This is a genomic window from Neobacillus sp. NRS-1170, assembly GCF_050468025.1.
Window position 1 is genome coordinate 28,570 of sequence record NZ_JBITPF010000019.1, and the last position, 15,325, is coordinate 43,894.

General features: G+C 40.5%; 12 protein-coding genes. All 12 read right to left on the reverse strand.

The annotated features are described in order from the left end of the window. Positions 1-164 precede the first annotated feature (164 nt). Positions 165-3,209, reverse strand: coding sequence for a glycoside hydrolase family 2 TIM barrel-domain containing protein (locus tag ACIFOT_RS07745; RefSeq protein WP_430063690.1), 3,045 nt, complete (start codon positions 3,207-3,209; stop codon positions 165-167). A gap of 33 nt (positions 3,210-3,242) precedes the next feature. Beyond that, positions 3,243-4,061: a carbohydrate ABC transporter permease gene (locus tag ACIFOT_RS07750; RefSeq protein WP_430063692.1), complete on the reverse strand. Its 819-nt coding sequence runs from the start codon at positions 4,059-4,061 to the stop codon at positions 3,243-3,245. After that, positions 4,054-4,983: a carbohydrate ABC transporter permease gene (locus ACIFOT_RS07755; protein WP_430063694.1), complete on the reverse strand. Its 930-nt coding sequence runs from the start codon at positions 4,981-4,983 to the stop codon at positions 4,054-4,056. Before ACIFOT_RS07755 ends, ACIFOT_RS07750 begins: the two co-directional genes overlap by 8 nt. A gap of 149 nt (positions 4,984-5,132) precedes the next feature. Next, entirely contained in the window at positions 5,133-6,422 is a 1,290-nt protein-coding gene (locus ACIFOT_RS07760) for an ABC transporter substrate-binding protein (RefSeq protein ID WP_430063696.1), read from the reverse strand. Between the two features lie 187 nt (positions 6,423-6,609). After that, entirely contained in the window at positions 6,610-8,379 is a 1,770-nt protein-coding gene (locus tag ACIFOT_RS07765; protein WP_430063698.1) for a sensor histidine kinase, read from the reverse strand. A 12-nt stretch (positions 8,380-8,391) separates the two neighbouring features. Then, the gene (locus ACIFOT_RS07770; protein ID WP_430063700.1) at positions 8,392-9,924 is read right to left on the reverse strand and encodes a response regulator transcription factor; all 1,533 of its coding nucleotides are present in this window, start codon (positions 9,922-9,924) and stop codon (positions 8,392-8,394) included. 227 nt (positions 9,925-10,151) lie between these two features. Continuing rightward, entirely contained in the window at positions 10,152-10,514 is a 363-nt protein-coding gene (locus ACIFOT_RS07775; protein ID WP_430063702.1) for a VOC family protein, read from the reverse strand. Between the two features lie 265 nt (positions 10,515-10,779). Then, positions 10,780-12,057, reverse strand: a complete 1,278-nt coding sequence (locus ACIFOT_RS07780; RefSeq protein WP_430063704.1) for a sensor histidine kinase — start codon at positions 12,055-12,057, stop codon at positions 10,780-10,782. A gap of 97 nt (positions 12,058-12,154) precedes the next feature. Further along, positions 12,155-12,829, reverse strand: a complete 675-nt coding sequence (locus tag ACIFOT_RS07785; RefSeq protein WP_430063705.1) for a response regulator transcription factor — start codon at positions 12,827-12,829, stop codon at positions 12,155-12,157. 103 nt (positions 12,830-12,932) lie between these two features. Then, a complete protein-coding gene (locus ACIFOT_RS07790) occupies positions 12,933-13,601 on the reverse strand; it encodes a PspA/IM30 family protein (RefSeq protein WP_430063707.1) in 669 nt (222 codons plus the stop codon). A 1-nt stretch (position 13,602) separates the two neighbouring features. Continuing rightward, positions 13,603-14,001 carry a hypothetical protein gene (locus ACIFOT_RS07795; RefSeq protein WP_430063708.1) on the reverse strand — a complete coding sequence of 133 codons (399 nt, stop codon included), beginning with the start codon at positions 13,999-14,001 and terminating at the stop codon, positions 13,603-13,605. A 277-nt stretch (positions 14,002-14,278) separates the two neighbouring features. Next, complete coding sequence (gene dmpG, locus ACIFOT_RS07800) at positions 14,279-15,307, reverse strand: 4-hydroxy-2-oxovalerate aldolase (RefSeq protein WP_430063709.1); 1,029 nt, start codon at positions 15,305-15,307, stop codon at positions 14,279-14,281. Between the last annotated feature and the right edge of the window lie 18 nt (positions 15,308-15,325).

Consider the following 15,325-nt stretch of genomic DNA (forward strand, 5'->3'; position numbering starts at 1 on the left):
CACTCCAAATCCTTTCTAAAAAATGGTCAATCTATTAGTGGAGCACTCATTTATATTTTCAAAAAATACTATACTAGGGTAAGGTTTATTCCATTTTGATAAAATACTAATCCAGTAAAGAGTCCAGATCGAACTCTTTACTAGTCATTATCGTTTTGAAATACTTAAATCCGATGAATCATAAACTCAAATTCCATATCCTGTTCTGCGTGAATGAGATGTTCGTCGTGAACTGGTGCACCCCAGCTGTCATCCCCGCCGACGCCCATCTGCCTGCCGGCTACCGTCACCACGGTATAATGAACATTCGGCAGCTCGAAAACATGCTGAGCATTCTCAAGCTCAAATGGTGTATAAGGTGATAAATTGCATTCAAGCGGTTCTGTCACTGAAGAAATTCGGATTCCTTTTCCCTCTTTGTCTGTCACGCTCACACGGCGTACTCCGGTTCGGTTGCCTGATTCCTGCGGCATCACATAGCCGGAAAGATTATCAGCTACATGATTTTTAAAAATACCTAATCTTGCTCCCTTGTTTCGGTCTGAGTAATTCTCTTCTGGCCCCATCGCATACCATTCAAGCTGGTCATAATTAGCCGGAAGCTTAAAGGACACCGCAAAAATCGGCAGCTGCGGTAATTTCTCAGCACCTTTATACTTAGATCGAACCTTGACGCTTCCATCTGGATAAACAGTGTAAACAGTAATTACTTCAATATCATCATTAATTGAGAACTTATAAGTAAACCCAACGCTTACATGACCGCCCTTTTCCTCCAATTCGATCTTTACACACTTTCGAGCCAGGCTCGCAGCGTACCAAAGCCCGGAATGGTAGCTCTGGGAAAAGCCACGATCATTATCCGTTGTCGCTCTCCAGAATAATGGTGCCGGTGGAAGAGCAATCATTTCTCTGCCAGCATAGTTCAGTGAAATTAAACTTCCAGCTTGCTTCGAAAACATCACCGTAAAATCCCGGCCGTGAACACCAATATTGACGTCACCATTGACTGCCCTCAACTCTCCCCTAACAGGAACAGTTTTCCTTGAACCCGACTGATATACAAACTGTCCAAATGCAATCTCATACCCTGCATCTGCCCAAAGTGTGTCTTCCTGCAGCTTTAGTGATGCTTGAACAGAATACTCACCCGAAATGGTATCAATGTTATCAGGGAAATTGAATTTATAGTACCTCTGACTTTGAGGTTCTACAGCCGCTTCAAGAGTGTTTCGGTACAATTCCTCGCCCTCAAAGAAAAGAGCATATTCAAGCACAAAGTCTTCTGTATTGGAGAACAGGCTTTCATTTTTGATTGTAACCCCGTTCTTATCCGGTAACAGCTTGAAGTATTGATATAAAAATTTTACTTCCTGCATTTTTGGTGAAAGCTCACGATTCGCATACACAATGCCATTCGTACAGAAGCCGTAATCAGTCGGACGATCTCCAAAATCCCCCCCGTAAGCAAGGAACTCCCTGCCGTAACGGTCATTCTTATAAATCGCCTGATCAATGTAATCCCAAATAAATCCGCCTTGGTACATTGGATATTTTTTCTCTAAGTCCGTATATTTGTACATGCCGCCAAGCGAATTTCCCATTGCATGCATGTACTCACAGCTAATATAAGGCTTTTCTGGGTTTTCTGTTAAATACTTTTCGATGTCCGCAGGCTTTGCATACATCCGGCTTTCCATATCACTTGTATCATTGTAAGCGCGATTGTGAAATACACCTTCATAATGGACAAGCCGGCTTGGGTCTGCCTTCTTAAAATATTTTGAGACATTAAGGATGACCTCCCCGGCATAAGATTCATTGCCACATGACCAAATCAAAATGGATGGGTGATTCTTATCCCGCTCAACCATCGAGATCGCACGGTCCATGACGATGGCCTCCCATTCCGGCTTATTGCCCGGAATGTTCCAGGATGGTTCAACTGCCCCCATCTTTTGCCATGATCCATGTGTTTCCAAATTCATCTCGTCGATGACATAGACCCCATATTCATCACATAACTCGTACCAGTAGCTTTGATTCGGATAATGCGAGGTGCGAACTGCATTGATATTGTGACGCTTCAGGGTTTTAATATCCCACAGCATATCTTCCTTTGTAATCGCCCGGCCGCTGCGCGGATTAAATTCGTGACGGTTTACTCCTTTAAACACAAGCCGTTTCCCATTTAAGCACATTATCTTATCCACAAGTTCAAACCGTCTAAAGCCGACCTTTTGGGGTACTGACTCTGCCAAGCTGCCAGTTACATTAAAGAGTTGAATATATAATTTGTATAAATATGGACTCTCCGCATTCCAAAGCTCTGGATTGTCCAGTTGGAATGTTACTTTCCATTTGCCATTAAGCTGTTCACCATGTGTGCTCGCTACCTGAACTCCATTGGCATCAACTAATTCCGCGGTGATTTTGGACGCAGTCCCTTGAATCTTGATATCCGCAGCAAGTGTACCTTTTGTAAAAGTTGAGTCCAACTCCGGACGAACATGTAAATCTGTTACGTGTACCTCCGGAACGGTATATAGAAAGACATCACGGAAAATACCTGAAAATCTCCAAAAGTCCTGATCTTCCAGCCAGCTGCCAGTGCTTCTTTGGTAGACCTCTACCGCAAGCTTATTTTCTCCTTCTACAAGATAAGGAGTAAGCTCAAACTCTGCAGGGGTAAATGAGTCCTCACTATAGCCGACAAATTCACCATTTAACCACACGAAGAAGGCAGATTCCACTCCTTGAAAGGATATATAAACCGGCTTATTTTGCATATTGGCTGGAATATTAAAAAATTTCACATAGCTGCCCACTGGATTATGATCCACAGGAATTTCCGGCGGACGGATTTCATTGTGCCCATCCCAAGGGTACATCGTATTTACATATTGCATTTTCCCATACCCTTGGAGCTGAATATGTCCAGGAACGGAGATATTTCCCCAGCCAGAGCAGTTGAATTCGGGCTTATAAAAATCTGCCGGACGGCTGTTCGGATTGACACTGTAGGTAAATTTCCAGTCTCCGTTTAAACCATGACGCCACTTCATTGAGGCTGCATTTTTCGCTTCTTCCATTGTCTCGTAATAATAGTGATCCGAGTGTGCAGGGAGACAGTTAACAGCGAAAACATTTAAATCTGTCAGCCAGTCTAATGATGGAATGGTTTTCATTTTTTTAGAAATCGTTGACATGATCTAGTACACTTCCTAACTATTTTTATTCCACTATTTCACAGACCCCATCATTCCGGCAACAAAATGTTTTTGCATTATAAAGAAAATAAGCGCTGCCGGCAGGGTTGCAATTACTATCGCGGTCATAATTACTCCAAAGTCAGGAGAGTAGCTTGAGCCAAGGTTAGAAATCAGCAGAGGAATCGTCTGATTTTCAGGAGATTGCAAGATAACAAGCGGCCATAGATAGCTGTTCCAGCTGGCCATGAACGTAATAATTGCTGCTGCTGCATAGGTTGTTTTCATCGTTGGAACATAAATTCTAAAAAAGACACCCAATTCGGTTAATCCATCAATTCTTCCTGCCTCCAGTATTTCCTTCGGAAACATTTTTGTGCTTTGCCGAAAGAAAAAGATAAGAAAAGCAGTGGTAACGGTTGGCAAGATAACGGCCGCCAATGTATCAATACCAATCATCGGAACCGATTGTGATATTGTCCCAAACATCCGGAATAACGGAACCATTAGCGCTGCAAAAGGAATCATCATGGAAAGAAGCAAAAAGTTGAATAAAAAGTCTTTTGTCCTGCTTTTAAAAATTTCAAATCCATAGCCCGCCAAGGAGGCAATCAGCATCGCAAGAACTGTTGTAATAAGCGAGATTTTGGTTGAGTTGACTAATGCTGGGATAAGATCGACTGTATCCAACAGGTTTTGAAGATTCTCGATAAAATGAGTTCCTGGCAGTAATCTTCCCTTCGTTACATCCACAGACTTGTTGGTAGAACTAACAATCATCCATAAAAATGGGAATATCGAAACAATGGAAGCGATAATAAGGACTGTATAGCTAAAGATCCGTTTACTCATTTTTATCACCTGCCACTTTAAACTGAATAATCGAGAAGATGACAATCATAATGACAATGGCATACGAAACTGTAGCTGCATAGCCAAAATCAGGAGTATATTTAAACGATAAATTATAGATGTATTGAGAAATCGTCATCGTTGCATTTCCTGGCCCGCCTTTGGTAATATTCATGACTTCATCAAACAATTGAAGCGTACCAATGGTTGAGGTAATCGATGTAAATAGGATAATAGGCTTCAGCATTGGAATCGTAATTTTGAAGAATTGCTGGATTGATGAAGCTCCATCGATTTTCGCTGCTTCATATATGGATTCATCGACGTTTTGCAGTGCAGATAAATAAAAGATCATGTTATAGCCAGTCCATCTCCACGTAATCGCGACGATGATCGCAATTTTTGCCCAGAAGGGGTCTGTCAGCCACTGAATCGGTTCAGAAATAAGCGAAAGCTTCATTAACATAATGTTGATAATGCCATCCTGTCCGAACAAATACTTAAAGATAACCGAATAAGCGACAAGCGAGGTTACGCAGGGAAGGAAAATAGCAGTTCGGAATAATCCCTTATACTTCAGCGTTTTATTATTCAGTAAAACAGAAAGAAATAAAGCAAGAATAATCATGATAGGCACTTGAATGACGAGATAAATAACAGTATTTTTCACTGTTGTTAAGAATGTCGGATCCTTCAATAACCGTGCATAATTATCAAGACCTGTAAAGGTTAGATTCGCGCCAGTACCAGATTGAAAGGATAAGATAAGTGCTTGAACCATTGGATAGAAATAAAAAATAAAAATCATGACGGATGCAATCGTCACAAAGGACCAGCCGATTGCAGTATTTTTCGCTCGAATTTTTCGGCCTGATTTTGCCGTTTTCAGCGCCTGGTTTTGATTGACTTTAGCTGTTATCACTTCGATCGACTCCTTACCTTGTCAATAAAAGAAACAGCCTCAGAACGAATCGCCTGATCAAACAGTTAGCTCCGTTACCGTTAAACCGTATAGGAGAAGCCGGCGAATTTCCGAGGCTTACTTCTTTATTATTTTTTTAGATGTTAGTTTTATTTAATTTGTTCTTCGGCTTGTTTTTGAGCGTCTTCTAACACCTTATCAAGGTCTTTTCCTTTAAGGTAGTCCTGCATTCCAACAGCTAAAATATCTTCAATGGCATACGTATGCAAACCATAGTTTACTTGTGGAATTTGCTCAGTCCAGTTAGCAAAATCAGTAATGATTTTTTGTCCTCCAAAGAAATCATCGGATGCCTTATAGGCTTCGCCTTCTGCAGCTGGCTTGTAGGTACCAATGGCACCGATTTCTTTATTCAAAGTCTGGTAGAAGTCAACATTGGAACCAAAGGTTTTAGCAAGGAAATCAACTGCTTTTTCTTTTCCTGGAACGTTAAGGACGTACCAAGAGCTTCCACCTAAGTTTGATGCGTTTACCGAACTTGCAATTCCAGATTGTTTTGGCATTGGCACAACTGCCCATTTGCCAGATTGGGAGGCCTCAGACTTAATGGATGGTGTAATCCAGTTCCCAGTTGGAACAGTTGCAACATCCCCGCTGTTAAATCCTGCGACAAACTGGCTCCAGTCAGAAACAGGTTTCACTAAATCAGCGTCTAAAATTTCTTTGTATGTTTTGAATGCTTCTTTTAAAGCTGCATTTCCAGCTAAGTCAGGTGTAACCCCATCCTTCTTTAAGTACCAAGCACCGCTTGTCTGAATCATCATGCGGATAAGTCCAAGGTCTTTCGGATCCTGTGTCAGCATGACTTTACCAGTTGCTTCTTTTACCTTTTTACCAATCTCAATATACTTATTCCAGTCGATATTTTGTAAATCAGATACTTTGTAGCCGGCTTTTTCTAAATAATCCGTTCTTACATATAATCCAGTTACGCCAGTGTCGAATGGAAGTCCATAGTTTTTGCCGTCCAAACTGGTTGGAGCCATTTTATACTGAGCAAAGTCTTCTGGTTTGAAAGAACCGGTCAGTTCCTGGAACATGTCCGGATAGGCTTTCAAGAAGCTTTGCGCCCGATAATCCTCAATCAACACAATATTCGGCAAGCCTTTCGTCGTTCCAGAGCTTAAGCTGGTGTTTAGCTTTTGAACGATGTCTGCCTGAGCGTTTTCAACCACTTTAATCTTAAGATCAGTGTTTTCAGATTTATAGGCTTCTTTTGCCAGATTCATCGCTTTAATGTTAAAATTCGGGTCCCATGCCCATACAGTAATTTCCTTCGTATCTTTTGACTCGCCTGAAGCTTGTTTATTCTTTGATCCAGAAGAACAAGCAGTTAAAAGTAAAATACTTACTAAAAATAGTGCTAATACTTTTTTCATTCGATATTCCCCCCAAGCTTATCTAATGTGTTTTTGTAAGCGTTATCTCCTTACATGTACTATCGTAGCACCTGCTGGGGCTTTACCGTTAGGACGATATTTTTTAGAGTTGGTAATATTTTTGCGAGTTGAATGCGCTTCCATCTTTCTAAATTTGTACTATTTTTAGATTCTATGATTTTTTTTATTAGTTCGAACAAGGAAGTGTGATCCGTACTTTCGTCCCTTCGCCAAGCTCACTCGAAATGGTTACACCGAATGCTTCCCCATAAATAAGCTGAATGCGTTCATGGACATTCCGTACACCAATGCCGGAAAAAAGCGCCTGCTTCCGTCTTGTATTTGGAAGGTTAGTTTCCGCTGAAACTTCCATTCCGTCTCCGGTATCGACCACTTCGCAAATTAGATTGGCCCCCTCCTCCCAAACAAGAACATTGATATACCCATTAGCCTTTTTATTAAAACCATGAAAGAAAGAATTTTCCATGAAAGGCTGTAAAATTAGTTTCGGGATTTGATAATCCCTGCAGTCCGGTGAAATGAAATAGTTTACTTTTATTCGGTCCCCATATCGTTTTTGATTGATTAACACGTAATTTTTTAAGTTCTCTAATTCCTGTTGAACTGTAATGGTTTCACTGACATTACCAATTGTATTCTGCAGCAAGGATATCAGGGCATTAATAACTGCCTCTGTTTCTTCCTTCACACCCTGCTGAACCATGAATTTAATGGAAGTCAATGTATTGTATAAGAAATGTGGATTAATTTGCTGCTGTAGGGCAGCCAGTTCGGCGTTACGCTGTTGTTTCTGCGCAAAAACCAGTTGTTCAACATAATCATGCAGTTCATCAAGCATTGAGTTAAAGGCATTGCCAATTTGTCTTGTTTCATACGTGCCGGTAACAGCAACATATTGGTCGAAGTTGTGTTTCGGAGCATTTCCAATTTGCTTCACCAGTTTCGAAAGCGAATTTGTTACTCGTCTAGAGGCTAAAAACACGATAATCAGGGCTGCAAAAACAATTCCCATCGAGATCAGGACAATCGCCTTTTTATTAATCAGATCGCCGATTGCCTTTTGTTTATCAATGATATTAAAAAGGAACATATCGAATGATGGAAGGTATTCCATCGTGATAATTTGATCCTTTCCCATGAATTTTTCGATCGTGTAATCTTTTGATCCTTTTTCAATTTTAGCTGCATAGTTTACAAGCTGCTCATCTTTTTTCCCAATGAGCTTCGATATGTTACTCGACACAATCACTCCCTGCCTGTCTGCCATGACAACATTATTTCCAGGTGTGGTGTAGCTCGAGTAAAACTTTCTGAACTCTCTCTCTTGAATTGCAAAATACATTGAACCATAAATCGTTCCTGATAAACGGTCCATCAGTGCTTTGGAGGCAACAATGACATTTCCATCACCATCCTCTGAAGTCTGGACTAATCGGTGGTCATACTGATACAAGAGCCTTTTCGGGTTGTTAAACGTATTACGAGTCAGATGACTATACTTTAATTCTTCATCTGATATTGGCCAGTACCTGCGATCAGTTGCGTAGCTTAGCCCATTTTTCCCGGTAACAATGATTTCAACTTCATAGGCGTCTAAATTGGATTGAATATGTTCCATTTGCTGGCCTATCGTAAAAATGGCATTCATTTTTTCCGTATTGGAGCCTTCCTCCGTTAGGATTTTCTTGAGATTGCCACTTTGCAGGAGGTTGTTTGACGCAATTACGATTGAATAATGAAACGACTCGAAGCTCTCTTTTACTTGATTCATCACTTTCGAGTTCGTAATACTGAACTTTTCAAAAAAGAATTGCTCCGACATGCGAATGGTCATCCACGTGATTGTGATGGAAACGATTACAACCATGAGAACTGTAATGAGGAACATAATGATAAACAGGTTGTTATGTTTAAAACGATTTGGAATAAGTCTCATGAATATCAACTCTTATCTTAAGGTTTGTTTTCGTTTGTATTGGCTCGGTGATACTCCCTTAATTTTCTTAAATACCTTACAAAAATAACTATGATCCGAGTAGCCGACCAATCCGCTGATTTCAGAAATGGATACCGTCCCTTGAATAAGCAGTTTAGCCGCTTCCTCAATCCGAATCTTATTCAAATATTCAATAAACCCTTCATTATTATGGGTTGAAAAATAGTTTGATAGATACGAAGGATTAAAATGAAATTGTTTGGCGACATCCTTCAGGGTAATCGGTTCTGCATAATGGGTCCTTATATACTCCATTATCTTTTTCATATTTAGATTGTCAGGCTGAGATTGGGTCGAAAATATACATGTCTTTGCTTCCTCGATAAACTTATTCAACAGGGCAGCAGCCTCATCCGCATTGCCCGCATCTTCAATGGATTTAAAATACGAATATCTGGCATTCTCTAATTCTTTCACGTTATATTCCATATTACTTAGCAGAATGGTTATGTTAAAAATAATGTTTCCAAAGAAAGCTTTATATTCATAAACATCTGTTGTGTAACTCTTTGATAACAAACCAACATGTTCAAGTAAATATCGGAATGCCTCATCGAAATTCTTCAGTTTAAATTCTTCTGTAAACCAATCCAAATTGAAACTTTCCTGCTTGATCGGCAATTCCGGCAAATCCCGTTTCGTTAAGAATTGCTTATGAGGGAAATAAAAACGATAGTTTATCAGCTTTAACAGATTTTCTTTGTAGATGGTTCCTATTTGAGAAAGTTCAATGAATTCTTCTGACAGCACCAAACTAATCCCTGGATTCGCTTCTGCAAATGAGCTAGCCAAGCCTATGACTTGGTCCATATTTTCTTTGTTCACATTCAATAAAAGCACATGGATATTTTGGTCAAATTGAAATGAGTAGTGTGCCGCTTGATCGATATAATGGGGTATTGCCTCCTCCAATTTTGATTGAATGTCAGTACTGAGCGTCTTTAAGTCAACACCCAATAGACAGTATTGGCTGTATGGAAAAGCATTTAACACTGAATCCATATCATAAATTGCTTCATATCCTGAAACCAGCTTATGAATGATTTGTCCTAAATAGAGTCGAGCATCCGTATTCCTGGCCACTTTCTGAAACGCTGGAATGCGGCTTGATGCTGTCTTCAATGCTTTTAATAAGTTTTGTGCATCCAGCTTCGGCTTCAAAATGTAATCAACCACACCATTTTGGAAAGTGGAGCGAACATAGTCGAATTCGCCGAAACTGCTCAGGATGATGATTTCGATTTGAGGGTATTTTTCCTTGACGATTCTTGTTAATTCTTCGCCATCCATGATGGGCATGACAATATCGGTAATAATGATATGGGGATTCGTCGACTCTATTAATGCAAGAGCTTCCTGCCCGTTTGAAGCCTCCCCCACAATCAAGAAACCTTCCTGTTCCCAATCAATATAATGTTTTATCCCTTGCCTGATTAGCATTTCGTCGTCAACAATCAGCGTTCTGCATCGTTCCCCAACTGTCATTTCTATCCCTCCAGATGGCAGCATGTAATCATGTACTTGTTCTTATCATTTTAATATATAACTACCATCCTTAAATAGATTTTTAAATATTATCAATTAAAGAGCTGAAAATTTTAAAAAACGGTTTACAAAAAAAGAACTTTGTTAATCCCTTGTGTAGGATTGGCAAAGTTCTCTGCGTGGCTCTATTTAATCAAACGTTTGATTAGTTTTATTTAATTCTTTATTTACCCTTTAAGTAGGAATTCATTACCATCTTCATCGCTAAAATGAACAAAGGTGCCCCATTGCATTTCCTTCGGCTCATCTTTAAATACAACACCGTTTGCTTTCATTTTTTCATATGTACCCATTACATCTTCACAGTTAAAAACGATGGATGACTTCATGCTTTCATGTCCTGGCATCATGGATTTTGGATAAAGCACTAAGTGTGATTGGGCATTAGCAGGGGCTACTTCGAGCCAAAAGGCATTTGGTCCCATTGGAAATTCCGCTTTCACTTCAAAACCAACCTTCTCCGTCCAAAATTCTTTTGCTTTTTGTTGATCGTCTACATAAATCGCGACCGTTGCAATATTTGAAATCATCTTTGTTTCCTCCTAGGAATTTTTGCTTTCTCCCTTATTTAATCAAACGTTTAATTAGTTTTTCAATTGCTGATTTCAAAGTTTCCAACAAACTCTTATTTACCAATGGTTCAGGTGGATTTAATCAAACGCTTGATTAGTTTTCTTCCTTTGTAATGATTCCCATAAATCAAGTGTTGGACTCTATTATTTAATCAAACGTTTGATTAGTTTTCTTCATGTGTAAGCCTATTTAATCAAACGTTTGATTAGTTTCGTATTATTCCTATTTGAGACCAAATGGAATCCTCACAATAAAGGTGCTTCCCCTTCCAATCTCGCTGGATACTTTGATGGTCCCTTTATGGGTATCCACAATCCATTTGGCGATGGAAAGTCCCAACCCGTGTCCGCCCATCTGCCTGGAGCGTGACTTATCAGATCGGTAAAAGCGTTCGAAAATTCGCTTGATCTCCTCTCGCACAATACCAATTCCAGTATCCTGAACAGCTATACCTAACTCCTGTCCTTCTCCTGAAAGGAATAACTTGACTTTCCCGTCATTTGGCGTGTATTTAATCGCGTTGTCTAATAGAATATATAAAAGCTGTGAGAGCCGTTCGGGATCTCCCACCGCCAACAGTGTTGCTGGTGATTCCAGGCTTAGCGAAATTTGTTTTGCCGCAGCCAGCGGACTTACAGATTCCAAGGCTTTATCTGCATATGGACGAAAATCAAAGGTTTCAGTTTTCAGTTCGAATGTATTCGAATCAGACCTGGCAAGAGTCAATAGATCACTAACCAAATGGGTCATCCGCTTTACTTCCTGCCTCATATTCGTAAGCATTTTCCCAGAAAAGTCCTCTTTTTGCGGTTCAATCGTCATTTCCATCGCATCAATCGATGAGAGCAGAACACTTAAAGGTGTCCTCAGTTCATGAGAGGCATCTGCGACAAATTCCCTTTGCCTTGAAAAGGCTCCGCTGATCGGAACCATCGCTCTTTTCGACATGGACGTACTAATAGCGATTGAAATTCCGAAAAAGATCGCACCCAGTGCAACTAGAATAATGAGTACCCAGTGAAACAATTGATAGACAAATGATATGTCTTTTCCTGCATAAAGCTGACCAATGAATTGTCCTTTATAATAAATGGGCTTACTGGCAATGATTAAGCGGATATCCTGATTCGCCGCAGTAGGATGGAATTCGCCCTTATTGCCCCTACTCTCCATACGTAGAGTTTTCTTCTGTACATCATTTTGATGACCTTCCTGAAGTATGCGGAGAATATCGGGCCTGATGCGGTGATTAGCCTCATGTCCCATCATCATTTCGCCATTAGCGCCTACTACATAATAGAAATATTGATTTACTCCAGCGAAGACAACCTCTTGATTTTGCAAGTCATGGAAATCCGTTTGGTTATTTTTCAATAAATATTCTTCAATGTAGGCGGCTTCCTGATTTACTAAAGTTTGAAGCTCCTTTTCTTGATTTTGCATGATTACAAAATGGAGCACAAAATACACGATGACGATAAATAGGATGAGAAATAACATCAAAATTCCGCTATAAATCCGAGTAAGTTTGCCTTGTGTGCTCTTAAAGACATCCTTTTCCCTATGGCTGGTAATTGAGCGAATGAATGATAATGGGTTAAGATTCAAATTTATACCCTACCCCTCTAATGCTTTGCAGCCGTTCTTGTTTTCCAAGTGGAACCAGCTTTTTGCGGATCAATTTGACGGTCGCATCAATCGTTTTCATGGCCACATCCGCATCAAAACCCCAAATTCGCTCGAGTATGACCTCGCGTGGCAGGACTTGTCCCTTATTTTGCACCAATAAATCCAAAAGCTGAAATTCACGGGGACTTAATAGAATCTCCTTTCCCCTTGAACGTACGACGTGGCTCATCCGATTCAGAATCAAATCTTCCATTTCAACTTCTTCTTCTAAAATTGGAGCATAGTTGCGGCGGGAAAGTGCCCGCAACCGAGCCAGCAGCTCGTCAATTTCAAACGGTTTGACGAGATAATCATCAGCACCGGAATCCAGTCCTTCGATTCGATCCTGAACTGAATCCTTTGCCGTTAACATGAGAATCGCACCGGAATAACCGTTTTTTCTTAGTCGCCTGCAGATCTCTACTCCACTCCCGTTTGGCATCATCCAGTCCATGATTATGACATCATAAGGTAAGGAGGTGGCATAATAGTAAGCATCATCCCCTTCCTGAACCCACTCAACCTTGTATCCGGCTTTCTTCTTTAACATATATACAATTAATTCACCTAGGCGTGAATCATCCTCTGTTAGTAATATATTCATTCGCTAAGACTCCTTAAAGAGTTTTTTCTATACAACTAAAACATAACTTAGCAAGCTTAAAATTAACTTAAAAAGAGCACCTCCTCAGGTGCTCTTTTTTCTACTAAATTGTTACTTTTTCATTTTTTAATTTTTCAATTTCGTTATTTAATTCTTCATCGTTAATGAAATTATCATAGGCTGTATCAAATTGTGCTAAAGGCGCGGCGAATTGGCTGCCTGCTTGTACTTCTGCTTCCATTAACAAAATCCTTTCTTCGGCACGAGCTACCCCTCTTGCAATCGTGTCAGTTTGGAAGGAAACAGTTGCTTTCTGAATTTGTTTCATAGATTGTGCCACATTAGCACGAGAGGCTAATAAGATTTTCTTTTGCAGCATTTGATTGTATGTTTCTTTCAACTGGTCCAATTTTTCAACTAAGATTTTCGTCTGTGATTTTACTGCCTCATATTGTTCCTGATAGAGAGCAACCTGCTTTTCTAGGGTGAGTTTTTCCTGCACGGCCAGTTTTGCCATTCCCGCTTCACCTTTTTCTATAGCCAGCTTCGCCTGGCGAGTACGCTTGTCCACTAAAGCCTGCGTTTCAGATATAAGTGCCGCTTGTTTTTTTTCTACAAAAATTTGTCGGGCTAACGCTTTTTGACCTTTTGCAATTTCTTGCTCCATTTCTCTTGAATATTCATTTAACATCGCAATCGGATCTTCGATGCCGTCTAATAATCCGTTAACCTCTGCCATTGCAATTGTTTTTACTCTTCTAAAAATACCCATTTTATTCAGTCTCCTTTTTAGTAATGATATTTTTTTCCCATTGGTCTAAAATCGCTGCATTTTGATTGATGACCGGTGTATGTGAACCCACAATAGATGTGTCTATAAACTGTTTCATTGAAGAAGTTTTTGCTTTTTTTCTAAGCCATCTTACTAGTAGAGCGAGGACAGCTAGTCCAATAAAAATGGCGAGCCATGGGAATCCGCCTTCATGGTGCGGGCCGTTCATGAACTGGTGGTGACCGAAATCTCCGCCTCGTGGTCCCATTCCTTCATGGCCTTGTCCATGCGGACCTCTGGCAAAAGCACTCTGCCCTCCTAAAAGAAAGTGGAGTACATTGATCACCAAAACTGAAGCGGCAATGATGAGACCCCAGAAAACAACTTTGTTCTTTTTCATATATTTTTCCTCCTTTCGTTCCTTGATGTTATGAATTTTAATAGAGAATGGTGAAAACTTGGTGAAAGGAAAGCTAGTTATGGAATTCTTTTTGTAAAAAATAAAATATGAGCATGGATTGTTGGTTCCATTCTTTAAAATTGTGGAGGGATTCTACAATTTTCAGGTTACTTTCTACAAATTTGACTAGGTATTCTACTAATTCCCAAGCCATATTCTACAAATAAAAAGGACCCTCCCGATTTACGGAAAAGTCCTTGAGTGGTGCCCGGCACTATTAACGTACTGTTTCTACACTCTTTGCTTTGGCAATTTCTGCGGCCACATCAACGATCATGTCCTCTTGGCCGCCGACCACTTTACGTTTGCCCAACTCAATTAAAATATCACGTGAATCGATGCCGAACTTGGATGCCGCCCGTTTCGCATGAAGCGCAAAGCTTGAATAAACGCCTGCATAACCAAGCACAAGACTGTCTCTTGTAATCTCTTGTGGAGTTTGTAAAATTGGTGCGACAATCTCTTCTGCCAAATCCATCATTTTATAAACATCTACACCTGTTTTGACACCCATCCGGTCAAGCACGGCAACAAGCACTTCCGTTTGCGTGTTACCTGCCCCGGCGCCTAAACAGCGGACACTTCCATCGATTCTAGTAGCGCCTTCTTCGATCGCCACCAAAGTGTTGGCCATTGCAAGGGAAAGGTTGTTATGACCATGGAAACCAATGTTAACACCTACATGCTGTTTCAAAGCACGGATGCGCTCACGAACCCCATCAGGAAGCAAGGCGCCCGCAGAATCTACTACATAAACCGAGTCTGCTCCATAGCTTTCCATTAATTTTGCTTGCTCTACTAATTTATCAACCGGTGCCATATGGGACATCATCAAAAATCCGACGGTTTCCATCCCTAGTTCCTTCGCAGCATGAATATGCTGGAGGGAAACGTCCGCTTCCGTTACGTGGGTGGCCACACGCGCCATCTTTGCCCCTAATTTCGCTGCTTCCTTTAGGTCCTTAACCGTACCAATACCGGGCAAGAGAAGGACGGCAATTTTAGCCTTGTCTGCAACAGAAACAGCCGCTTCAATTAATTCCAGTTCATTTGTACGGGACAGGCCATACTGTAAGGATGAACCTGCTAAACCGTCACCATGGGATACTTCAATATAAGGAACGCCTGCATCATTTAATGCTTTTGCTACCTTTAAAACCTGGTCGACTGTAAATTGGTGGGCAATGGCATGGCTGCCATCCCTTAATGCTACCTCTGTAATAAAAATATCTCGGGCATTTGTCATTGTGTTGTTCTCCCCTTT

What these genes read in the sequence shown, in the direction of transcription:
- ACIFOT_RS07785 (WP_430063705.1), bottom strand. Translation starts at nt 12,829, where the DNA reads ATGAATATATTACTAACAGAGGATGATTCACGCCTAGGTGAATTAATT.
- ACIFOT_RS07790 (WP_430063707.1), bottom strand. Translation starts at nt 13,601, where the DNA reads ATGGGTATTTTTAGAAGAGTAAAAACAATTGCAATGGCAGAGGTTAAC.
- ACIFOT_RS07765 (WP_430063698.1), bottom strand. Translation starts at nt 8,379, where the DNA reads ATGAGACTTATTCCAAATCGTTTTAAACATAACAACCTGTTTATCATT.
- ACIFOT_RS07775 (WP_430063702.1), bottom strand. Translation starts at nt 10,514, where the DNA reads ATGATTTCAAATATTGCAACGGTCGCGATTTATGTAGACGATCAACAA.
- ACIFOT_RS07745 (WP_430063690.1), bottom strand. Translation starts at nt 3,209, where the DNA reads ATGTCAACGATTTCTAAAAAAATGAAAACCATTCCATCATTAGACTGG.
- ACIFOT_RS07795 (WP_430063708.1), bottom strand. Translation starts at nt 14,001, where the DNA reads ATGAAAAAGAACAAAGTTGTTTTCTGGGGTCTCATCATTGCCGCTTCA.
- ACIFOT_RS07760 (WP_430063696.1), bottom strand. Translation starts at nt 6,422, where the DNA reads ATGAAAAAAGTATTAGCACTATTTTTAGTAAGTATTTTACTTTTAACT.
- ACIFOT_RS07780 (WP_430063704.1), bottom strand. Translation starts at nt 12,057, where the DNA reads ATGTTATTTCTCATCCTATTTATCGTCATCGTGTATTTTGTGCTCCAT.
- dmpG (WP_430063709.1), bottom strand. Translation starts at nt 15,307, where the DNA reads ATGACAAATGCCCGAGATATTTTTATTACAGAGGTAGCATTAAGGGAT.
- ACIFOT_RS07750 (WP_430063692.1), bottom strand. Translation starts at nt 4,061, where the DNA reads ATGAGTAAACGGATCTTTAGCTATACAGTCCTTATTATCGCTTCCATT.
- ACIFOT_RS07770 (WP_430063700.1), bottom strand. Translation starts at nt 9,924, where the DNA reads ATGACAGTTGGGGAACGATGCAGAACGCTGATTGTTGACGACGAAATG.